The following is a 22324-nucleotide window of genomic DNA, read 5'->3' as shown; positions in this document are numbered from 1 at the left end:
CACAAGGTAGCAATACACGCTATAGTTCCTACTATATATAAGCACAGGTGAAATTTCTTATTACATAGGAAGCTCTCTTTTATGCCTGCAATTTTTCTTATGTCCTCTTTATCTTCCCTACTAACCATATATCAAGGGGAGTCCTTTTTGTGGAGTCAGTTAACGCACATCTGCTACTTAACGCATTTCTGACGTAATTTTTGAACTTTTCTAGCTTTTTTGGATCATACTGCAATTTAGCTTTTTCTGAATTCAAGTGCTCAAATATTCCTTCTATTACTTTTAATAGTATCTGCATTCTTGCTGCTATATGAAATGGATTTATGTTGCCTTCGCTGTACCCTAACAAACGAACATCACTTTTAATACTTTTCTTGAAAATAGATAAAAAAAACTTCAACATTTCTTATCCTTGCAGCTAAATGCAAGAGATTGTCTCCGTTCGCTATTAATTTTGCTTTATCGGATGGACCTGCATAACACCAGTCAAGTGCACCTGTATTGGTTGAAAGCAGACCTTTTATATATTCAAGTTCACCCATAACATACCTGGCTATATTTAACTATACACCACAATTTGTAAAAATAAGTACAAATTAATCTTTCACGATAAATAATTTATAGTAATTCTAAATTGTTATAGACATAGATTTTAGCTATCATCGTTTACCATTGCTATAATAAATAAATATGCCAAATATAGTTACTAGATTTGCTCCATCACCAACAGGGTTTTTGCACATTGGTGGGGCTCGTACTGCCTTATTTAATTGGCTCTATGCAAAGCACCATGGTGGCAGATTTTTGCTCAGGATTGAGGACACTGACAGAAAACGTTCAACACAGGAAGCAATTGATGCGATAATAAATGGGCTAAAATGGCTTGGTGTGAGCTATGATGGAGAAATAGTATACCAGTCAAAAAGAATAGAACGTCACATCGAAGTTGCAAATCTTCTTGTTGAGAAAGGTAAGGCATATTGCTGTTGTTGCGCTGAAGATAAGGTTGCAGAAAAGAAGGCAAAAGCGAGAGAGGAAAGGAAAATATATAAGCACAAATGTACTAGTGTAATACCGGACGCAAAGCCAGCTGTCCGTTTTAGCGTACCAGATTCACAGGAGATCATTGTTGATGATAAAATATACGGTCACATTAAAGTGAATAGTGACCAACTTGATGATATGGTGATCTTACGCTCTGACAATACTCCAACATATATTTTTGCCGTGGTAGTTGACGATCACGATGCAGGAATAACTGATATAATACGTGGTTCTGACCACCTCACTAATACCTTCAAGCAAGTGCTGACATAGCAGGCTCTTGATTTTGATATTCCACGTTTTGCGCATTTACCGCTGATTCACGGGAGAGATGGAAATAAGCTGTCCAAAAGGCACGGTGCAACAAGTGTTTGCGACTACGAAAAAATGGGGATATTGCCAAAAGCAATGCGTAATTACTTACTGAGGCTTGGGTGGAGTCACGGCAATGACGAGATTATTAGCAATGAGCAAGCAGTAAAGTGGTTTAATTTAGAAAGCATTGGTCGTTCGCCTGCACGGCTTAATTTTAAAAAATTGGAGCATTTGAATAACTATTATATTAATAATATGAGCAATGAGGATATTCTAACCCTGATGCTTGAAGAAAGCACTCTAACTGACAAGAAAAAGAACTATTTATTACAGGGGTTAACGGAACTAAAAAAAAGAGCAAATTACCTGACCGAGTTGCTGGATTTAGCGCAGTTTTATATAAAAGACCCACCTTTTGGTTTGAGTGAAGAAGCTGAGCAAGTTGTCAAATCTAACCTTGATATAATCAAGTTACTTGCGTCATTTCTCTCGAATATTGGGGATAAAAACTGGAATAAGGGCTTTTTGTCCTCTCAGATCAAGGAGTTTTCAAAGTTGCATAGTGCTAAAATAAGCGATGTTTACCACTCATTACGGGCCCCTATAACTGGGGTGATGGATGCACCAGGAATCATTGATATTATGATAATTCTTGGTAAAGATGAATGTATAAGAAGGTTACAGGCAGTTTAAATGAAATAAAAGGAATTACTTAACAAACCTTGCCAACCCACCATAGTACTGATGGTATTCAGTTATCTTTAATCTGTGCAGATTAAATGATGGAGTGTCACGTAGTTAGTGTCTTATGTTTAATTTTTTGCACTATGTACACTGTATGTCTTTAAAAATTTTTACCTATATAAGCTGAAACGCGCTTACAAAGCGTTTAAGACAGTATAGACCGCCGATTTGAGGGGTTAGAGAGTAAACTCTATCATAGGGTTCCTTTTACCTTTTTTTCTGTCTAGTAAATTTCTTAAATATTTGTAGCTAAAGCAGTTTAGTGTAAAGGCAACACAATACTATGAATGATGAATCAGTATTGCTTTAAAAAGAGTACCCATGTTTTCAGTCAACCTTAAAAATTCGCTAAAGATCCTATTCTTTTGTTTATCACTTGCATTTTCCATTAAAGCCTGGGCTCTTTCCTTTATACCAAAAAGATATAAAAATTCTCTTTGAGTTAAAATCTCACAGTCTACGTATCTTAATGAATCTCTTAACGCTTGAAAATTTACAAGCGCGGTAATATCACTATTACCGACATTTTCAAGAAAATTAGCATACTTATGTTGTTTTACCGATTGCAAAGTGCTCTTGTGAGAAGGATATACATAGCCATAATCTATAATCAAAGCGGCTCCTCCATTATTCATTATCTTATCCTCAAGCTTTTTTAATACTTCGATCCCAGCTGAACATACTTCTACTACTGCACCATCAAAACCCTCTGTCATCCCATTGCTTGGCATTGGAATCCAGTTTTTTTGTAATTTCATCGAAAATGTTGAATGGTGTATTTGTTTACGGTCAATTTTTCTGGATCCCAGTATCAAGCAATGGGATGAAAAGGAAGGAGCACTAGGATGACGAGAAAGGGACACTGAGGTAACAACATTCTTTTTTCTGAATTCCAACGCCAGTTTACTTGGATCTTTTTTCTGGATTCTAGTATTAAGCAATGGGGTGATAAAAAAGTGGCACTGGGATGATGCCCCATCATTCTGCTTTGTCACCCTATTTTCGTACCACTTCCCATTATGATATACAAACTGGTCTATTGGGAGAGCATCGAAGAATTCATTTGCTAGAAAAATGGTTGGTTGTTCTGGTAAACTATCGATATTTTCGTGCCAACCGATTCCTAAACCCTTTAACTTTTCTTTTTGTATTTTTTGCAAAGTAGGACTTATCTCAACCAGGTGAATGGCCATTGAACTAAAAAAGCTACCGTACTTTTTAGTGACTCTTGTTATATCGTGAATGAGTGTTCCTCTACCTGGCCCAAGTTCGACTAGAGAAAATTTTGATGGCTTTCCCAATTTTTTCCATGTGTGCATTACCCAAACTGCAATTATTTCACCAAACAATTGACTAATTTCAGGTGCTGTGATAAAATCACCATCATTACCAAGCGGTAATTTATTCATGTAATAGCCATATTCTTTATGGTATAGAGCAGCATTCATGAAATCACTGATGGATATTGATCCTTGGCTTTTATCAATTAATTCGTATATATAAGTGAGCATATTATTAATAAATGTTTAATTATAGTGTGCTATAATATAAAATAGTAGAGTATTTATATATATAGTATAAACTTAAAAGCTTATGGATAATAGTGCTTCAGTTATGGACGAACAAAACGTTACCCTTACGCTTCAAGGTGATAGTATTGAACATAAGCTTGAAGAAGCTGTCAATTTTGTAGAAAACAAGGTTATAAGTTCTGACGGGCTAACTTTAGCAGAAGTATTTCAAGCGCTAGTTCAAATGCTAAATAATGATCTAGAGTTGGTAAAAAGAGTGCTAGCGCACGCTAATATTATGGCAAAGCATGGAATGAAGCTAGCAAAAGAGTCACAATTGAGCAAAGCTGATATTTGCCGAGCTTTAGAAGGCAAAGAAAGTATCCTTCACAGACAAGACTTTATAAAGAAACTGTCTTCTCTACCTGCTGTAAAATCGATCAAAAAGAAAGGTAGAGGTCTTTAGATGGCTGATTCTATAAAAAAATTTACTGTGCAGTGTGATTTCAAAGGACAAAGCTTACCTTTTGCAATATACATAGGGGATCCAAAAAGTGATACTCATCCAATACATCATCAAGATCTATGGCTTGTAAAAGAACGTGGAGGGAATATCCCTAATAAAGTCAAAGAAAGCCTACAGAAGTTATATAAGCTATCTCAAGAAAATGGAATTCCCTTTTCAGAGTTATGCGCGTATGCCATTACTATAGTTAATAATAATGATAGAAAAAAGTGACGATAAGAAATGAGATAGTTTAATCTCTCAATATTTCATTTATAGAAGTCTTCTGTCTTGTTTTTGCATCCACTTTTTTTACTATAATTGCACAATAGATTGAAATGTTATTTGTGGATAAAGTAGATCCTGGTATCACCACAGAATGAGGTGGCACTTCGCCATAAAATACCTCATTAGTTTCTTTATCAATGATCTTTGTTGACGCTCCGATGAAAACTCCCATGCCTAAAACAGACCCTTCTCTTATTATAACGCCTTCAGCTACTTCGCTGCGTGCGCCAATGAAGCAATTATCTTCTATAATAACTGGAGAGGCCTGAATAGGTTCTAAAACTCCACCGATTCCTACTCCTCCGGAAACATGGCAATTTTTCCCTACTTGTGCGCAGCTACCAATTGTTGACCAGGTGTCTATCATTGTACCAGAACTAATATGTGCACCAACGTTAATAAAACTTGGCATAAGAACAACGTTTGTGCCTATGTAAGCAGATCGGCGGACAAAGCATCCGGGAACTGCTCTAATTTTTGACTGGTGAAATTCTTCTTCATTCCATCCGTCAAACTTATTATTGACTTTATCAAACCACCAACCAGTATGATCTATCATTTTGCTCTCTTCAGTAAGAAAATATAACGATATTGCCTGCTTTATCCATGTATGTACTATCCACTTCCCATCTGACAGCCTTTCTGCTACTCTAATTTTGCCACTATCTAAGAGTTTAATTACCTTTCTAATTATTACTCTTGCTGCTCTTTTCACGCTGCGATTGCTAAGTTTACTTCTATTTTTCCAAATATCTTCTATATCACTCTGTATTTTTTCTAGTTGCAAGTCTTCCATTTATTAATTATTAACAATAAGTTTATAGTTTTGTATAACTTGAGCTTGTTACTGCTTCACGTGTAAGGGCTGTGAAAATACAATGTAATAATAATTGCACTAAAACCTACTTAGTACTTCCCGGATAGATAGGTGAGTCTGGGAGAAAAGTAAAATGTACAAACTATAATCACACATGGCATGAATATTGACAAGAACCTGACAAGCATATACACTTCTAGTATGCAAGAAAAAAGAATTGGTGGAAGGAACTTTTTGCAAAATTTAGTATTTATACCTTAACCTTTGCTGTAGTAACAGAATTATGTGTCGCAATAGCTAGTTCCAAAGAGATGAATAGGGTACACAAAACAATAAGCTATAAGCTAGGATGAAAAAAAAGTAGACTGATAGCCCAAGTATAAAAAGGCTTGCTGCGAGTAAATTTTATCAAGACTACCTCTTTCTATCTAATTTAAGATCTAGCTAAACAGACGTCAATTACTGGTGTCATCTAAATAGCTGATACTGAGATCCAGTTTCCATAACGCAATTCTGTCCATAAATTTTTCACTCCTTTATTTAGTGAGGTTCATTGCAGTTAGAAAACTTATATAGATTTTTTCTACCTCTGTGATATCATAAGCCTGTAGTTATGGATAAGCACATATGAATAAATCAGCGTACGAAATTGTAGAACATGAATATGATGTAGTGGTGGTGGGTGCAGGTGGGGCAGGACTCAGGGCAACACTTGGAATGGCTGCTACTAACTTCTCGGTTGCTTGCATTTCTAAAATTTTTCCTACACGCAGTCATACAGTTGCAGCACAAGGTGGAATTAGTGCAGCTCTAGGTAATATTGCTGAAGATGATTGGCGCTGGCATGCGTATGACACAATAAAAGGCTCAGACTGGCTTGGTGATCAAGACGCAATAGAGTATATGTGTAAAAACGCTGCTAAAGCTGTTATTGAACTTGAAAATTTCGGTGTACCTTTTTCTCGTACAGGGAATGGTAAAATATACCAGCGTCCCTTTGGTGGAATGACAACTCACTTTGGCAAAGGAAAATCAGCCCATCGTACTTGTGCAGCAGCAGACAAAACTGGGCATGCAATCCTTCACACTCTATATCAGCAGTGTCTTAAATTCAACACTGAATTTTTTGTTGAATATTTTGTAATCGATTTAATCATAGATAACGAAACCGGGGTGTGCTGCGGAGTTCTCGCTTGGTCGCTATGCGAGGGTACATTACATAAATTTCGTGCACATTCGGTGGTATTAGCAACAGGTGGATATGGACGTGTTTATTTCTCTGCAACAAGCGCACACACCTGCACAGGTGATGGTAATGGAATGGTGGTAAGAGCTGGATTACCACTTGAAGATATGGAGTTTGTGCAATTTCATCCAACAGGAATATATGGTTCAGGGTGCTTAATAACGGAAGGATGTCGTGGTGAAGGCGGGTACCTTGTTAATTCTCAGGGCGAAAGGTTTATGGAGCGTTATGCGCCAAAGGTAAAAGATTTAGCTTCTCGTGATGTAGTAAGTCGTGCAATAACAATTGAAATTAGAGAGGGAAGAGGTGTCGGACCGAAAAAAGACCACATATATTTAACTATAGCGCATCTCGATCCGGAAATAATAAAACTGAGACTTCCAGGAATTAGCGAAACTGCAAGGACCTTTGCAGGAGTTGATGTTACTAAAGATCCAATACCTGTTATTCCAACTGTGCATTACAATATGGGCGGTATTCCAACTAATTATCATGGAGAAGTGGTTACACTGAAGGAAAGTAAAGAAGAAGTGGTAGAAGGATTATTTGCAATCGGAGAAGCAGCGTGTATCTCTGTACATGGTGCAAATCGGCTTGGTTCTAACTCACTTCTTGATCTTGTAGTTTTTGGTAGAGCTGCAGCGCTCAGAGCAAAAAAGAAACTAAAGCCTAATATGCCACACAAGAAATTACACTCAGCTTGTATAGATTGGATAGTAGATAGATTCAATAAGATGCGGTTTGCTTCTGGAGGGCTCAGAGTATCAAAAATACGTAGCGAGATGCAGCACACTATGCAAAAATATGCATCAGTGTTTCGTGTTGCTGAGGTTTTAGAAGAAGGTAAAAAAGCTATAAAAGGAGTAGCAAAAATGATGCCTGATATTGCAATTGAAGACCGCAGCATGGTATGGAACAGCGACTTAGTTGAAGCGTTGGAGCTTGCTAACATGATTCCACAAGCGATTATTACTATGGAGTGTGCAGCCAATCGCGAGGAAAGCAGAGGTGCTCATGCTCGTGAAGATTTTCCTGAACGTGATGACAAGAACTGGATGAAGCACACTATAGCGTGGCTCGAGGAAAAGGAAGGGCAGATCAATGTGAGAATTGATTACAAGAAAGTTGCTGAAGACACTCTGAGTGATGAGATTGATTTCATCGCGCCAGAAAAGAGGGTTTATTGATTTGCTAGTTGAATCTTAACAATCTCTTAATAACTTGAAATATTGATACACCATATATTTCAGAACTAGGAAGGCTTTCAGTATCTTTTGATTGGTCTGATGACTCTTGTATTTCTTCCTTCTCTGAATTTTTGTGTTTATTTTCTACGTTCTGTTGAATGGTGCTTTTGAGAGCTTTGACTTGCTCTGCAGCTAGGTGATCATCTTTACTTTTAGGCACACCCTGTTTATTAGTGGTAAGTTCTTTCGTAGACTTCTTAATACCATTAAACCCTAAAGTGAATATTAGGCAGACCATTCCAGTAATAGCTATAATAGGTAATGCTGCTCCGATTGCAATTTGCCCTTGGAAGCAAGAGAGCGTTACCATTATAATAATGGTGGTTACTACTGTAATTGCTAACAATATACTAACTCTCCTGCCAGAATCAACACACTTCCATACGGCTTTGGAAGTATGTCCTATTTTTTTCATAGTAGTTTTTAATCGGTCTGCAGTAGCTCCGCTTTGAGAATTAAACCATTTAGAAATGGTGCATACACCATATTTTGCTTCAAGCTTTTCTTTTAATTCTTTCGCTTTATCCCGTGCTTTTTGTGGTATTGTTTTATCATTCTTTGCATTTCGTAGAACCAGATAGTACTTCTTAGTATGAAATTTCTCATCTTCTAACCATAAAGAATTAGGGTTAGCACCGTCTTTTAATAATATTGCACAGAATTTTGTTGTGTTACCACCACCGGACTTTCCGGAAGCAATTTTTTTATGTTGAGAAAGGTGTTCAGATTTTTCTTTCATTGCTCTCCCCTTTAGTGCTTCTTGTATAAGCGTACCTTTATCGTCGGTGGCTGTTTCAGCCTCACTTAATTCACTTTTGCCTGATATTAGATCCAAACATGTAACTTTTTGCTTACCTTTGGATGACACAATATAGTGCAGAGCATTATTTCCTTCTTTGTCCTGAATAGTAATATCAGCACCATTTTGTAGGAATAGCTCTAGTATTTTATACCTGTTAGTTTTTTCAAATTTCTTATCTGTAAGCGACTGGCTTTCACTTTTTTTTTCTATATACTGAAGCAATTGATGAAGAGGTGTTCGCCCTTCCTTGTTAGGAGTATTTACAGCATTACTAAATCCATCTTTATCTGAAATTAACTTCAAACATACAACTTTTTGTTTGCCTTTAAATGACACAATATAGTGCAAAGCATTGTTTCCTTCACCATCTCTTTTGCTAATATCAGCACCATTTTGTAGGAATAGTGCTAGAGTTTTATATCTACTAGTAGCATTAAATTCTTTTTTAACTATATTTTGTATTTTATTTCCCAGTGAAGATTTTTTACTCTTTTCTTGTATGTGCTGAAGTACTTGATGAAGTGGCGTTTGTTTTGCTGTATTTTCAGTGTCTACAGCTTTTTTAAACTGTGCTTTGAGTTGCTCTTTTCCTTTCTCCTCGCTTATATTTAATGCTATATTTAAAAATTCAATCTTTTGTTCTTTCTTTGATTCTGTAACTATTAGATGTAAAGCATTGTTGTTACTTGCACCTTTAATGCTAATATCTGCCCCTTTTTGTAATAGTTCCTTAAAAAGTTTCTCATCTTTATTTTTAATTGCTGAATGTAATAGATAATTATCATTACCATCTGGAGTATTTATAATACGCGCTATAATTTCTTTAATTTTTGTTTTTATCTCTAGTTCTAACTCAGGTTTCTTTACTGACTCTGCTAATTTTTCTAGGAAATTAAGATAATATACTTTTTGCTTTTCATTTAAATTTTGTAGCGCTTCTTGAGATAATTCTAACTGATCTGGTTTAACCTTATGCTCTAATAATGTAACAAAAAACTTAAGTGTGTTATCATTATCTTGGATTGTGTGGGGCCCATATTTCCCTTTTGTTATTTTGTCAATGAGTGCCACCTGAAGCGGAGTTCTTTCATCCTGATTTTCACTATCAACAAGTTGTGCTAGATCTTCCTTGGAAATTGCTTCTATTAGGGCATTTAAAGACCTGCGTTTTTGTTTTTTCTTTAGCAGTGCAACAAGGTGTAAAATATTATTTCTGTTTGCATCTTTTAGGCTAATATTTGCCCCTTTTTGCAATAGTTTTTTTAAAAATTTTTTATCATAATCGTCAATTATTGAATGTAATAGATAATTATCATTACCATCTGGAGTATTTATAATACGCGCTGTAATGTCTTCAATTTTATTTTCTATATTGATTCTCTGCTCTAATGTAGATTGCCCTACTGACTCTGCTAATTTTTCTAAGAGCTTAAAATGATACTTACTGTACTTTTTATCTAAGTTTTGTAATTCCTCTTTAGATAACTGCAAATTATTGACGTTAGCTCCTAGCTTAAACAAGCTTATAGCAGACTCTATCGTATGATCATTATATTGCGTAAATGGCTTTTTTAGAAATTTTCCAATTTTTCCAAGTACTCTTTCAGAGCTATGCTCTCCCTTAGTTATTTTATTAGATAACAATTTTTGTAATGATGTTTGTCCTTCTTTAAGATTTATAGCTTTACTAAGTTTATCTTGAGATATTTTTTCTTTTTTCACTAAACCTAATATTAGATTTAAACATGCAACTCTTTGCTTTCCTTGCTGTAAAGCAACTACATAGTGTAGAGTGTTGTTATCGTCACCGTCTTTTGTGCTAATGTCTGCACCTTTTTGTACAAGTTTCTTAATTTTTTTCTTATTGTCTCGTTTTGCTGCTTCCAATAAACGATCATTAATATTCTCATCTGTAAATATATTAAGAATTTTTTCCCTATTTTTAGGCTCTTTGTCATTAGTTTGACGTTTATGATTGCTATCACTTCCAATCCCACTATCTTCGCTGTTTCTATGGTCATTTTGGTTGTGGGTAATACTATTAAAATAATATTTGCTATTATAAGTAATTTCTGAAATTACTTGTCCTATTTCCTCTTTTTTTATAGGGTCTAATTCTTTCGGTATTTTTCTATTCAATATCGGAAGGAAACACTGGACATAATACCTATAATGTTTTTCTTGTTTTCTAAGTGATTCTTCCAATGTAGTTAATACTTCAGTGCTAGCGCCTTCTTTGAATAACCTTGTACACTTCTTGATGATTCCATCTCGACTTCTTGGTTTTTTACGCTTATGCTCTTCTTTTTTTACCTTTCTCTCTATAGTACCATACAATTGCTCATCTTTTCTATCCTGCTCTCGCTTTTCATTTTTATCTGTGCATTCACCTAATTTATCTGCATTAGTAGTTAGTGTAGTTATATCTATACCCATACTAAAATCCCACTATTAAGCTATGTATCTTCTTGGCTGTCAGCACTGGAGCTTCTTTTGCTTAAACTAACAACCTATTGAATTAGACTTTTAAATTGAGCTAGATGTTGTATATGTAATCGAAATATAGGTGAAAAAGCAGAAAATTAGTTTTTATTAGAAAACTTGCCATCATAGTTAAACCTCACTTTAGCATTTATCTACCATTTTAACCATTTAATCTTAAAAAATGATAAATATAGCTAAAATAGATTTGGTATTTTCTACAAAACATGCCACTGCTATTAGCTCTACGTCGTACCGCTGCAGTATCTCACGTGCCAACAAGCATAAATAACAAAATCGCCGAATTACCTTGGCTGTAGTCCGCATTTTAATTTGGTTGTGCTTTATTAAAAAAAACTTTAGATTAATTTCATAATCAGTACTTACAATTTAATGACTCAAACTTGGAATTTATTGCAAGCAGGGCAGGAGAGGAATTACAAGGTAGCATATATAAATGCTCGTATTATCGACCCAGAAACTAAACTTGATATAGGGGGTTCACTACTGACTGAAGGGAATAAAATCATTGATTTTGGTGAATCATTATTTTCGAACGGAGTGCCAAGTGGAGTTGATGAGACAATAAACTGTGAAGGACTTGTTCTAATGCCAGGCCTTGTTGACATTCACGTGCATTTTCGTGAGCCGGGCCAGGAGCACAAAGAAACTATATATACAGGTAGCAAATCCGCAGCTGCGGGAGGCGTTACAACTGTAGTTTGCCAACCAAACACTACTCCAGCAATAGATAGTGTTATTTTGGCTAAATATTTAAAATATAGAGCGCTTGAAACTTCACATGTGAACATTGAATTTTACGCTAAAATCACTACTTCAGAGGAAAAGTTAACTGAAGTGGCACTTTTAAAAGAAGCAGGTGCAGTTGGGTTTACTGATGATGGTATGCCAGTCATGAATCCAATGATTATGAGGCAGGCGCTACTTTATTCAAGTATGCTGAATGTCCCTATTGCTCAACATGCCGAAGACCTGAATTTATCAGCAGGCGGTGCAATCAACGAAGGTAAGCTTTCTGAAGCATTAGGAGTAAAGGGAATCTTAAGTGCATCAGAATCAGTCATGGTAAGTCGCGATATACTGCTCATGAAAGATATAGAGAATGTGCACTATCATGTTTTGCATATCTCTTCAAAGGACTCACTTGACGCTGTTAAACGTGCAAAAGATTTAGGATTGAACGTCACGTGCGAAGTAACTCCTCATCACTTCACTTTAACTGAAGATATAGTAAAACAATACGGAGCAATTGCAAAAATGAATCCGCCTCTTCGTACCGAAAAAGATCGTTTAGCTATGATTGAAGGTTTAAAAACAGGTGTGATTGATTGCATTGCAACCGACCACGCGCCTCATGATCATAGTTCTAAAGACCTGCCACTCGAGAGCGCTGCATTTGGTATTGTAGGCCTTGAGACAATGCTACCCCTTTCACTTGAACTTTACCACAGTGGGCAGATAGACCTATTTGATATACTTGCAAAGCTGACATACAAGCCTGCAGATATAATACACGTACCACGTGGTCGTGTACAGAAAAACTTTGTTGCAGACCTAACTTTAGTTGATTTGAATTACGAGTGGGAGATTAGAATTGATAGCTTTGCTAGTAAGTCAAAAAATTCTCCTTTTGGCGGACGCAAAGTAAAAGGGCGCGTAGTACGCACTATTGTGTCCGGCAAAACTGTGTACTCGCAAAAATGATTTTCGTAAAATCACTTTTTCTTATCTGGAATTTTTGATAACTCGGTTTCCAATTCTTCTATTGTTGGCAGAGCTGTTTTTATACCTTTCGGTAAATTTTCAGTTATTCGATGTTCTGCTAACTCTATATTGGTTTGGTCATATCTCGAAGTGTATATTCAGCAAGCACGCTATTCTCTGATTTACACAAAATTAATCCTATGGAAGATTAATCCGTTCCATGTTTCAGTAAATCATCAACTGCAGAAAGGTAAAAATTCATTTTACTAGCATACTCTGGTTTGAAATCTTTATCTTTGAGTTTGATTACCACAAAGCAACGCAACTTTAAGTGGTAAAATAATAAATCAATATAAAAGTCTTTATCTCCAACATCTAAGTGAAACTTATCTGCAAACAAACGCGAATCCTTCACCCAGCTCTAGCAGGAACTTTTCAACATGCTTTACAAGCCCTTTTTCTACTTCTCTCTCATGAATATCATCTCCTATACTTAAGGAATCAAAAACATATAGATCTTTTAATGTATAGTGTGCCAGGTCTGATTGGAAAGATGACAGCTTATCTTTAAGGTTAAAAATAGCCTTTCCCTGCCTTTTATATAGCGCTCACTCTATCTGCATCACTGTAATGTTACGTGACCAGCAATGTTCTATAGCTCTTTGAAAGTAGAAAAGCCTCTCTTGTAAGGCTCTTTAATCTTATCCATAATCACCACAGTATGAAACTAAGGCAATTCTACAGCAACCTGTTGCACAAATTCAACATCGAGATATTCTTCAGCAAACTTGTGCATATACTTCAGATTTCTTGTACTAAAACCCTTCATTTCTGGAAATGCACCCTTCAAATTCTTACTCAGTTGTTTAAAACTTTCGCTTCCAGCCATGTTCTTTTTGTCACTTTAAAGTTTCTATATCGGTGTAGTGATAAAGTAAAGTAAGCTTGCTGTAAGCGCTGCTTTATAACGGTTTGTGGCAATATGATCTTTTAACTGCTTTAAAAATTCCGTATATTTTTTTCTATAGTTTTTGCCATTGGTTATCCCTTAAATAATTTTCACCATCCTTTACTTGTCAAAGAAACAATCTTTCGTTCAAGGTTTATGCCTGAAACCCTAAGTTATAGTAGTTTAGGATTCCTCTATAAATCACACATGCCTAGCTAATACTTCTTTAACCTTGCAATGATATTTTCTTTACCAATAAAAATTAATAACTTAGCAAGCTCTGGACCTGTTTTTGCACCTGTTAGGGCTAAACGCAGCTGCATAAACAAGTCTTTCACTTTTATATCCACTGTCTGTTGAATAGCTTTCACCCAATCCGACAATGTGTTTTCATTACAATCACCTTGAGGCAATGTATCGAGTACGATTTTTATAAACTCCTTATCAAGAATCACAGGTTCTATATTAGATTTACATATTTGCCACCACTTAGCCACTTCCGAAAATTTTTCTATATTGTTCCTTATGAAGTACCAAAACTCTGGAGAGTTCACTCCAATTTGACTTAAACGCTCTTTTACCACTTCAAATGGCATTTGTTGCAGGACTTTACTATTTAGCTTATGCATTTCACTCAAGTTAAATTGTGCAGAAGCTGAGCCAAATTTTTTAATGTCAAATGAGTCAATTAAAGATTGCATGTTAACGTAAGCTTCGATTGGATCAGATGTTCCAAGTTTCATTAAATAACTGGCGAGTGCCATTGGTTCAATTTCGTTTTCTTTAATGGATTTGATGTCCAGTCCACCTTTCCGCTTCGATATTTTACTATCATCAAAATGTAGAAGGGGAAGATGAGCAAACACAGGAACTTTTGCTTCTAATGCTTGTATCATTTGTATCTGAACTGCAGTGTTAGTTACATGATCTTCTCCGCGTATAACATGGGTTACATTAAAGTCGACATCATCAATAACAGAAGGTAACATGTATGTATAAATTCCATCCTCCCTTTTTACCACGGGGTCGCTGATACTGCTGGTTGCAATATTTATTTCACCTTTAACCTCATCATTCCATTTGACAACTTCATTCCTATCCAACTTAAATCTAAAATGTGGTTTTCGTCCTTCTTGCTCATAACAAAATTTTTCCTGTTCAGTGAGAAGTAATGCACTCCTATCATATACCGGAGGAAGCCCCTGTTTTAACTGCAATTTTCGTTTAATGTCTAATTCTTCTTTTGTTTCATAGCATGCATAAATGTGCCCTTTTGTTATTAACTGCAGAAATACTTCGTTATAATGCTTAAAGCGCTCTGATTGCTTGAAGTTTACATCCCAATCTATGCAAATCCATCTCAAATCCTGCACTATGCTATCTATATGTTTGACGTCTGAACGCTGAGGATCAGTGTCGTCGAAACGAAGTAAAAATTTCCCGTTTTGACTACGTGTGTACATCCAGCAAACGAGTGCAGTGCGGACGTTCCCTACATGAAGATAGCCAGTTGGACTTGGGGCGAATCTCGTTAACATTTAATTTGTGACTCTGATTTTTTTAATTCTATATGAATATGTGGATAAAGCAAGATCTGTAATATAGCTAAAAGGTTATGCAGCTGTGCAAAATGTTATGAAGGGGTATCATCTAGTGGCTCATAGAAATACAAAAATCACTTGACAAACCTAGCCAGCCCCCGTAGTACTGAAGGTATTAAGTTATCTTCAATCTGTGCAGATTAAATAACAAAGTATTACGTAGTTGATGTCTTATGTTTAATTTTTTGCACTATATGTACCTTATGCCTTCACAACATTTCTAGGTTTTTACCTATATAAGCTGAACTCGCTTGTGAAGCATTTAAGACGGTATAATATGCCAATTTGCAGGATTAGAGAGTAAACACTATCTACCACAGGACATCTTTTGCCTTTTTTTATTTAGTAAATTTCTTAATATTTGTAGCTAGCTCAATTCAAGGGTCCAAAAAAGATGTCATGTCAGTATCAGATATTTTCATAATATCCTTATGCTTGAAGTAAAATCTGCTATAACATTTAACACACTGTCTTCGTAAACAAATGTTCGTACAATTGTATATCAAACATTGTAATGATACCACTTTTTCGGTCGCGGTCATTACAATATTTGTACAGTTGTGCCTAAGGGGCAGGAATTTTAGGTCGTTTTTCTTAAAAGTATTTTAGTATACTAGATGCATTATTGAAGTAACAATAGAACTAGAGGATTTGATAGAAACATCTGAATTAACTTTACTCAACTTACCAAAACTTTCTTGGCAGTTTAAAAGGGCGTGTGCGTAGTAAAGTGGAAAAATATGTAGATAAAAGGGTAGAAGAAGTTAAAAATGAGATTGTGACATATGTAGTATACAAGGTGTTAAATAATATGTTGGGTAATAAGTCACGAGCTATACTCAAAGTGAGTAAACCTGATAAAATTACACAAGTTAATGATAGCTCAACACAAAATCAAAAATTTATCAAGGCTCTTTTTATAGGGAAAACGCCTTATTGGAAAATATAAAGGGAGAATATATGAAGTTGCGGTCAGTAGTGAGGGCAAGTTTATCTATAATAAAGCAAAATATAACTCTCCTTCTATAGTAGGCAAAGGAATTACTGGTAAAAGTTGTAACGATTGGGATTTTTTTAGAGTATGCCTTGACTCCGAAGAAGGACTAAGAACTCTGGGCTGCCACCATGCAAAATTTTTGTCACCTCAAAATGGATCACAGCTAATGTTTAAGCCATATATTAAAGCTTTTAAAGAGGTCTTAGTTTACTTGCTCCGTTATTTTCTTTATTATTAAATATTGCTTTAAATAATATGGGGGGGTAGGTTGTCAGCAATTGCCATTATTGATTTTGGTTCACAATTTACGCAGCTTATCGCGAGACAAGTCAGAGAAATGGACGTTTATTGTGAGATATTTCCGAGCAACATCAGTTTTGAAACAATATCGAAATTCAATGGATTTATTTTCTCTGGAGGACCACAATCTGTGCATGATGGTTGTCCTGAGGCAAGTGGAGTAGCACATGAGATTATAAAACTTAATGAGGCAACAAATGTTCCTATACTTGGGATATGCTATGGGCAGCAACTTATTTGTCATTATTTTGGAGCAAAAGTAAAAAAAGAGTTCAAACAGGAGTTTTGCAAAACTAAGATCAAGATACTAAAGGAATCCTCCATTATAAAGGATGTGTGGGATGTTAATTCTGAAGTGGATGTATTAATGAATCATGCGGACAGTGTTGAAACTGCACCACAAGGGTTTACTGTTATTGCATCAGGTGTAATAAATCAAACAATTGCGATAGTTGCCAATGAACAGCGTAGGATATATTGTACTCAGTTCCATCCTGAGGTTAAGCCTACAGCGAATGGTAGTAAATTGCTTTCTAACTTCTTGGACATTGCAAATTGTAAAAGAGACTGGACAATGAAGTCAATCATTGAAAAGCAAAAGGAGAAAATTAAAAGTGTGGTAGGAGAGAAAAAAGTAATTGCTGCGGTAAGTGGAGGGGTTGATTCAAGTGTTGCAGTGGCTCTTACATATAAAGCCGTAGGAAAACAATTAAACTGTATTTTTATTGATACTGGGTTGTTGCACAAGAACCAGACCATTGCTCTGTTGGAAGAGATTCCGGTAAATTATGTTGATAAATCGAATTTGTTTTTGAGTAAATTAAAAGGTATAACTGATCCAGAAGAAAAGCGAAAAATTATTGGTAACACTTTCATTGAAGTGTTTGAAGAGGAGGCAAAAAAAATAGGTAATGCAGATTTTTTAATGCAGGGTACTATTTACTCTGATGTGGTTGAATCAGGGCATGCTTCGGGGAATGCTAGTACAATCAAATCTCATCATAATGTTGGTGGATTGCCAGAGAGGATGAATCTCAAGCTAGTGGAGCCTTTGCGCTACCTCTTTAAAGATGAGGTAAGGCTGCTTGGGAAAGAAATTGGGCTTTCAAACGAGATAATATTTCAACACCCGTTTCCTGGACCTGGACTTGCGGTAAGGGTCATAGGTGAAGTTAATGAGGAAAGGGTGCGAATATTGCAAGAAATAGATGAAATATATATCAATACAATGAAAAATTACGATCTATATGATAAAATATGGCAAGCTTTTGCTGTACTATTGCCGATAAGAACTGTAGGTGTCATGGGAGATGGTCGTACATACGGGTATGTTTGCGCTTTGAGGGCTGTGACATCGTTTGATGGTATGACTGCTGATGCATTTCCATTTGAGAATAAAAGTCAGCATTCATTAATATTTTGGGATTTTTTACAGAATGTCAGCAGTATAATCGTTAATAACGTTTCCGGAGTAAATAGAGTTGTGTATGACTTAACTTCAAAACCACCGGCAACTATTGAGTGGGAATAATTTAGAACTGTTTTTTCTTCTTTATGCACTGCACTTTTTTCTTTATACTACTCGTGACTTCTACAAATAATGCAAACGTCAATGAAGAATACAAGTATTCTTTTGGTAATTCTACATGAAGTCCATCTAGCATCAGGTGCGCACCAACAAGTACAATAAATAGGATGGCGATTATTTTTAAACTCGGGCTAGATTTAATTAACTGGGCAGTATAACTTGATAGAAATATCATTGCTAGTATGGAAAATGTGCATACTATAGCAATTATTACCATGCTATAAGTTAATGCTATAGCAGTTAGTAAAGAATCAACTGAAAAAACTAAATCTATTAATATAATTTGTAGTACAGCTAAAAGCAGTTGTGATTTGATGTCTGTTTTTTTTTCGATTTGCTTGCGTGAGAAAATGTCGTTCCATAATTCTATGAAGCTTTTAATGATTAGGAATAATCCTCCTGCTATCATGAGTAGATCTTTTACTGAAATGTTGAACGATGCAGCATAAAATATAGGTTTTTGCATTGATAATATATATGATGTAAAAAATAGTGTTACAAAGCGCATCTGTAGTGCTAGTGCAAGGCCTATAATGCGTACTCTCTCCCTTAACGCGTTTGGTACTCTATCTATTGCTAGAGAAATAAAGATTAAGTTATCTATACTAAGTATTATTTCAAGTAGTGTAAGTATTAGTAAAGTCCAAGCTTCGACTAGCATTTTTGTTCCAAATTCAGCTTCTTTACTCTACAATAGATATGTAAAATTTAAGTAACTTCACTCAGGCAAAATATAGAGGAGTTTTGCTTCAGAATGCCCATGCTTGTATCCATTCAGCCAATTGCATCAGCTTAAAAGACTTCCTTAGTGAACTTCCCTAAAGACATAATGGAGGAGAAATTTTATATACAATCACTGACATTTTTTCTTAAGTTGACGCCATTGTCCATTCAGCCCAGCGGTTTGAGAGACAGTATCAGCTAGTGACTTCTTCTTTGAGTTGTGTAATTTCGGCTTAAGGAAAACAAGTAAGTTCAGCTATTAAGTTGACAGATACACCAGCTTTGAGTAAGTTTCTTACCACTTTGATTTTTCTTTTCCCTGTACCGGCTTTGCATACCCTCATCAAATTTTTGGTTAAGGGAGGATAAATTATTATCCTCAAGTTTCTTATCTTGATTATAAGTAAAACGCCCTTCTTCATCCCAATTATATTGGTTCAAACTCATTATAAGCCCTGCCCAATAATCACATCACTCCCTACTACTTTTTTTACATCCTCTTTGCTAGTCTTATTTGCATACTTAAAAAAATCATACCACTTTTCGACCATATTTTCTAATTGATCCTCTTGCGTTTTTGGCAATTTCGGTGGTTCTATGAAAGTAAAACTAAAGTTCTACAGGTCACGTTCGAAGGTTTTCATATCAAGAGTAACGTGATCGAATTTGTGCTCTGGTTTATCAGGAAACAGAACAAAATCAATTATAGTAATGAAGATAACCTCTTTAGGGTCTGATAACCTGGCACCTACGTCAACTTGGCTTAAGTAAGCTTTGGCAGCGTAGTATTATGCGCGTTTTTTAAAGCCAGTGGTTCTAGCGGCCTGTGCGTCCTGCAAATGAATTGCACACCTGTAGAATCTCTAATGATACGTCAACAATACTCTCCTTTTTAGTGGTAATATCAGGGTTTTGAATGGAACTTAGAAGACTCACATACTCTATTTTAGCTTTACCAGTTCAACCTAAAATATCATGGGGAAGATAAATGAGAATATCCTTATTTTTCTCAGTGCCAAAGATGCGCCGAGACGCTAAATTGTTTTTTGAGTCTAGAAATTTAGAAAAAGCCATAAGAAATCCACTTAAAAGTTATTGATAATTATACATTATTTTTCACAAATATTCAACTTCCTTACGTTTGAAATCGTTACTCCATCTATAGAATAAGATATACCAATGGTAAAAAGTAGGTTTTTTACCTTTCATAGTGTTTCTTTCTGCTACGTTACTGAATAGGATACTTGCTTTCTGCGAAATATTAGAAAGGGAAGGTGAAAACATAAGATCAGCCACTTTCTGTGCACATCAGCTCAGTATGTAAATCCCTAACTAGAGCTTCGGCACATTCTCTTTGAACGATAATACTAATTTTGGTTTCAGATGCTGTAATCGCAAGTATTTCTATCTTTTTTTCACTGAAGACCTCGAGTATATGGTACATCACGGACATAACGCCAATACCAATGATTGAAATTTTAGCTGCATTATTGTTTATAACATAATTTTCATTCTTGTTCAGTAGCTCTTTCATTAAGTCGATATCGAACTCGGAAATTACAATACTTGATCCATGTATCATATCAATTTTAATGTTTGCCCCTGCCATATCTTTTAGAGTGCGCAAGGTATTTGCAAAATTGGTAAAAGTTATAAGAGCTTCATTAGTGCTATAAGCTATTCCAGTAATTGTGTGTCTCTCTAGTACATCATTTTCGTGTAATACTGCAGTGCCTTCTACCTCTTTAAAAGTGGATAGCACTTGTACTTTAATGTTATGTTTCATTGCGAGCTGTACTGAACGGTTATGCAATATTTTAGCACCTGATGATGACATCTCCAACATTTCATCGTAAGAGATGGATTTTAGTTTGCGTGCTTTTGGGACAATTTTCGGATCAGCCGTATATATTCCATCGATATCAGTGAAAATCTCACAAACTCTGACACCAAAAGCTACTGCAAGGGCAACTGCTGATATATCAGAACCTCCTCTTCCAAAAGTAGTGATTCTATCATCATCTATGCCCTGAAAACCGGCAATGATCGCCACAGTGTAACCTTCAGCAAAAGATCTTTTCAAATGATCAATCTTTATTGTTTTTATTTTAGACTCGGAATAAGAATTATCAGTTATAATTGGTAACTGCCAAGCAAGCCACGATTTAGCATTTACTCCGATAGATAGGAGGGTAATTGCTAATAGGCCACAAGAAATTTGCTCTCCTGCTGAAAGCATAACATCATATTCTGATAGTTCTTGTTTGTGGCTTAAGTTTGAGATTTGTCTAGCCTGAAAAACCATTTGGTCAGTCAGCCCTGCAACGGCGGAAACAACAACAATTATTCTATAACCTTTATCAACATCTTTTTTTATTAAATTTGCAACTCTGGTTAAATCAGTTAATGAAGTTCCACCGAATTTTTTTACGATTATATTGTTCATAGTTACAATATAGCTTCCTTCAGAGAAAAATATAGCGCTAGTTGACATAAATTTTAAAAAACTTAATCATTCTCTATGGCAAAATCTCAAGTCAGAAATAACGAACCACAAATCAGTATAGTTTTAACGTTTTGGATAGGAGCTTTCAGCATGTGGTTTATATAGTATCGCCGATTGATTTACATTCAATAACATTTATTCCTATATTGTTGGCTTCTTCCCTGATTAAATTTGTATTTGTTGCTTTTGGCTCAGATTTAACACAAACCGCACATAGTAGCTTGATATACAATTTTAAGTATCTAAAAATTTTTCCACATTTCTATTACAAGTGATATCAAAAATTATATAAATGCCTTCTGCAAAATTATCTTTTACCCACTTAGCTAACACTTTGGCACTGTCATTATTGTGTGCACCATCTAAAAATAATCACCAATCTTTCGGTAATGAAGAAATTAAATTACCCTCTTGTATGAGCTCTAGTCGTGCAGGCCAATAGGTATGCTGTAAACCTGAGGTGATATACTCTTCTCCAATATCAAACCCATACTTTCTACTCAAAATGCTGCATGCCGTAATGGCATTTCCTGAGTTAATTATTTGATGATTGCCCTTTAAAAAGGGTAGGAAAAATTCTATTGATTGAATAGCTGATTGAGAAACCATTTTTTGTTCTTTTTTTTGCAACTCCACTCAATGCCTTCTCTGTATAGAGGAGATTTATTACTTATTGCATAGTGTTCTAGTGTATTTATTATAGAGTTTTCTTGTGGTGCTATTACGTAAGGAACATTATGTTTCATTATTTCAGTCTTTTCACCGCTATAGTTTCTACAGTGGGGCCAAAGTGTTCTGTATGATCAAGTGCAATGGAAGTAATAGTTGTTAAAACCGGGTTATCTGTAACATTTATTGTGTCAAGCCTTCCGTCCATGCCTACTTCAATTAAGGTGATATCAGCTTTGTGAAGGGAAAAGGCTAAAAAAGCTACA

At 35.5% G+C, this 22324-nt stretch carries 18 protein-coding genes and 3 pseudogenes; 8 read left to right on the top strand and 13 right to left on the bottom strand.

What is annotated here, in order from left to right; genetic code table 11:
- Positions 1-97: 97 nt before the first annotated feature.
- Both CCY16_RS04490 and CCY16_RS04485 read right to left on the bottom strand, forming a co-directional pair.
- A complete protein-coding gene (locus CCY16_RS04490) occupies positions 98-403 on the bottom strand; it encodes a hypothetical protein (protein WP_088415268.1) in 306 nt (101 codons plus the stop codon).
- Positions 363-542, bottom strand: coding sequence for a hypothetical protein (locus CCY16_RS04485; RefSeq protein WP_088415266.1), 180 nt, complete (start codon positions 540-542; stop codon positions 363-365). The genes CCY16_RS04490 and CCY16_RS04485 overlap by 41 nt, the downstream gene beginning before the upstream one ends.
- Before the next feature lie 148 nt (positions 543-690).
- Here CCY16_RS04485 and gltX (CCY16_RS04480) point away from each other — a divergent pair.
- Positions 691-2052: pseudogene (gene gltX, locus CCY16_RS04480) on the top strand (glutamate--tRNA ligase).
- Positions 2053-2384: 332 nt separating this feature from the next.
- Here gltX (CCY16_RS04480) and CCY16_RS04475 read toward each other — a convergent pair.
- Positions 2385-3614 (bottom strand): class I SAM-dependent methyltransferase, encoded by a 1230-nt coding sequence (locus tag CCY16_RS04475; protein WP_245800802.1) that lies wholly within the window; start codon positions 3612-3614, stop codon positions 2385-2387.
- A gap of 82 nt (positions 3615-3696) precedes the next feature.
- On the opposite strand from CCY16_RS04475, the gene CCY16_RS04470 reads away from it, so the two are divergent.
- The gene (locus CCY16_RS04470; protein ID WP_088415264.1) at positions 3697-4080 is read left to right on the top strand and encodes a hypothetical protein; all 384 of its coding nucleotides are present in this window, start codon (positions 3697-3699) and stop codon (positions 4078-4080) included.
- Positions 4081-4353: a DUF2610 domain-containing protein gene (locus CCY16_RS04465; protein ID WP_088415262.1), complete on the top strand. Its 273-nt coding sequence runs from the start codon at positions 4081-4083 to the stop codon at positions 4351-4353.
- Positions 4354-4372: 19 nt separating this feature from the next.
- On the opposite strand, the gene dapD is transcribed toward CCY16_RS04465, so the two are convergent.
- The gene (gene dapD / locus CCY16_RS04460; RefSeq protein ID WP_088415260.1) at positions 4373-5203 is read right to left on the bottom strand and encodes a 2,3,4,5-tetrahydropyridine-2,6-dicarboxylate N-succinyltransferase; all 831 of its coding nucleotides are present in this window, start codon (positions 5201-5203) and stop codon (positions 4373-4375) included.
- 648 nt (positions 5204-5851) lie between these two features.
- On the opposite strand from dapD, the gene sdhA reads away from it, so the two are divergent.
- Positions 5852-7657 (top strand): succinate dehydrogenase flavoprotein subunit, encoded by a 1806-nt coding sequence (gene sdhA / locus CCY16_RS04450; RefSeq protein ID WP_088415258.1) that lies wholly within the window; start codon positions 5852-5854, stop codon positions 7655-7657.
- 4 nt (positions 7658-7661) lie between these two features.
- On the opposite strand, the gene CCY16_RS04445 is transcribed toward sdhA, so the two are convergent.
- Complete coding sequence (locus CCY16_RS04445; RefSeq protein ID WP_088415256.1) at positions 7662-10955, bottom strand: ankyrin repeat domain-containing protein; 3294 nt, start codon at positions 10953-10955, stop codon at positions 7662-7664.
- Positions 10956-11393: 438 nt separating this feature from the next.
- Between CCY16_RS04445 and CCY16_RS04440 the strand changes: the two genes are divergently transcribed.
- On the top strand, positions 11394-12725 hold the full coding sequence (locus CCY16_RS04440) for a dihydroorotase (RefSeq protein ID WP_088415254.1): 1332 nt from the start codon (positions 11394-11396) through the stop codon (positions 12723-12725).
- Positions 12726-12933: 208 nt separating this feature from the next.
- On the opposite strand, the gene CCY16_RS05700 is transcribed toward CCY16_RS04440, so the two are convergent.
- The 4 genes from CCY16_RS05700 to gltX (CCY16_RS04430) form a co-directional block, all read right to left on the bottom strand.
- The gene (locus tag CCY16_RS05700; RefSeq protein WP_179946077.1) at positions 12934-13140 is read right to left on the bottom strand and encodes a PDDEXK nuclease domain-containing protein; all 207 of its coding nucleotides are present in this window, start codon (positions 13138-13140) and stop codon (positions 12934-12936) included.
- Positions 13112-13204 (bottom strand): PDDEXK nuclease domain-containing protein, encoded by a 93-nt coding sequence (locus CCY16_RS06760; protein WP_281250523.1) that lies wholly within the window; start codon positions 13202-13204, stop codon positions 13112-13114. Before CCY16_RS06760 ends, CCY16_RS05700 begins: the two co-directional genes overlap by 29 nt.
- Before the next feature lie 248 nt (positions 13205-13452).
- Positions 13453-13614 carry a DUF1016 N-terminal domain-containing protein gene (locus CCY16_RS06485; RefSeq protein ID WP_245800801.1) on the bottom strand — a complete coding sequence of 54 codons (162 nt, stop codon included), beginning with the start codon at positions 13612-13614 and terminating at the stop codon, positions 13453-13455.
- A 275-nt stretch (positions 13615-13889) separates the two neighbouring features.
- Positions 13890-15212, bottom strand: coding sequence for a glutamate--tRNA ligase (gene gltX, locus CCY16_RS04430; protein ID WP_088415252.1), 1323 nt, complete (start codon positions 15210-15212; stop codon positions 13890-13892).
- Between the two features lie 793 nt (positions 15213-16005).
- Here gltX (CCY16_RS04430) and CCY16_RS04425 point away from each other — a divergent pair.
- From CCY16_RS04425 to guaA, 3 genes are read left to right on the top strand one after another with little or no spacing between them, the layout of a single operon-like run.
- Positions 16006-16224 carry a hypothetical protein gene (locus CCY16_RS04425; protein ID WP_179946076.1) on the top strand — a complete coding sequence of 73 codons (219 nt, stop codon included), beginning with the start codon at positions 16006-16008 and terminating at the stop codon, positions 16222-16224.
- The gene (locus tag CCY16_RS06965) at positions 16211-16510 is read left to right on the top strand and encodes a DUF2924 domain-containing protein (RefSeq protein ID WP_088415272.1); all 300 of its coding nucleotides are present in this window, start codon (positions 16211-16213) and stop codon (positions 16508-16510) included. Before CCY16_RS04425 ends, CCY16_RS06965 begins: the two co-directional genes overlap by 14 nt.
- A 30-nt stretch (positions 16511-16540) precedes the next feature.
- The gene (gene guaA, locus CCY16_RS04415; protein ID WP_088415248.1) at positions 16541-18103 is read left to right on the top strand and encodes a glutamine-hydrolyzing GMP synthase; all 1563 of its coding nucleotides are present in this window, start codon (positions 16541-16543) and stop codon (positions 18101-18103) included.
- A gap of 1 nt (position 18104) precedes the next feature.
- Here the strand turns inward: guaA and CCY16_RS04410 are convergent, their stop codons facing one another.
- The 4 genes and pseudogenes from CCY16_RS04410 to CCY16_RS06845 all read right to left on the bottom strand — a co-directional run.
- On the bottom strand, positions 18105-18821 hold the full coding sequence (locus tag CCY16_RS04410) for a TerC family protein (protein ID WP_088415246.1): 717 nt from the start codon (positions 18819-18821) through the stop codon (positions 18105-18107).
- Between the two features lie 295 nt (positions 18822-19116).
- Positions 19117-19957: pseudogene (locus CCY16_RS07135) on the bottom strand (Rpn family recombination-promoting nuclease/putative transposase).
- Between the two features lie 214 nt (positions 19958-20171).
- Positions 20172-21329 (bottom strand): aspartate kinase, encoded by a 1158-nt coding sequence (locus CCY16_RS04400; protein WP_088415270.1) that lies wholly within the window; start codon positions 21327-21329, stop codon positions 20172-20174.
- 86 nt (positions 21330-21415) lie between these two features.
- Positions 21416-22324: pseudogene (locus CCY16_RS06845) on the bottom strand (folylpolyglutamate synthase/dihydrofolate synthase family protein); the annotation flags it as partial.

This window comes from Wolbachia endosymbiont of Wuchereria bancrofti (assembly GCF_002204235.2).
Classification (GTDB): domain Bacteria; phylum Pseudomonadota; class Alphaproteobacteria; order Rickettsiales; family Anaplasmataceae; genus Wolbachia.
This window is presented reverse-complemented; position numbering and strand designations above follow the sequence as displayed.

Bases quoted from the DNA above. Each gene is read 5' to 3' on its own strand.
- gltX (WP_088415252.1), bottom strand. From the start codon at position 15,212: ATGTTAACGAGATTCGCCCCAAGTCCAACTGGCTATCTTCATGTAGGG.
- dapD (WP_088415260.1), bottom strand. From the start codon at position 5,203: ATGGAAGACTTGCAACTAGAAAAAATACAGAGTGATATAGAAGATATT.
- CCY16_RS04470 (WP_088415264.1), top strand. From the start codon at position 3,697: ATGGATAATAGTGCTTCAGTTATGGACGAACAAAACGTTACCCTTACG.
- CCY16_RS04490 (WP_088415268.1), bottom strand. From the start codon at position 403: ATGTTGAAGTTTTTTTTATCTATTTTCAAGAAAAGTATTAAAAGTGAT.
- CCY16_RS06485 (WP_245800801.1), bottom strand. From the start codon at position 13,614: ATGGCTGGAAGCGAAAGTTTTAAACAACTGAGTAAGAATTTGAAGGGT.
- CCY16_RS04465 (WP_088415262.1), top strand. From the start codon at position 4,081: ATGGCTGATTCTATAAAAAAATTTACTGTGCAGTGTGATTTCAAAGGA.
- sdhA (WP_088415258.1), top strand. From the start codon at position 5,852: ATGAATAAATCAGCGTACGAAATTGTAGAACATGAATATGATGTAGTG.
- CCY16_RS04440 (WP_088415254.1), top strand. From the start codon at position 11,394: ATGACTCAAACTTGGAATTTATTGCAAGCAGGGCAGGAGAGGAATTAC.
- CCY16_RS04410 (WP_088415246.1), bottom strand. From the start codon at position 18,821: ATGCTAGTCGAAGCTTGGACTTTACTAATACTTACACTACTTGAAATA.
- CCY16_RS04445 (WP_088415256.1), bottom strand. From the start codon at position 10,955: ATGGGTATAGATATAACTACACTAACTACTAATGCAGATAAATTAGGT.
- CCY16_RS04475 (WP_245800802.1), bottom strand. From the start codon at position 3,614: ATGCTCACTTATATATACGAATTAATTGATAAAAGCCAAGGATCAATA.
- CCY16_RS04485 (WP_088415266.1), bottom strand. From the start codon at position 542: ATGGGTGAACTTGAATATATAAAAGGTCTGCTTTCAACCAATACAGGT.
- CCY16_RS04400 (WP_088415270.1), bottom strand. From the start codon at position 21,329: ATGAACAATATAATCGTAAAAAAATTCGGTGGAACTTCATTAACTGAT.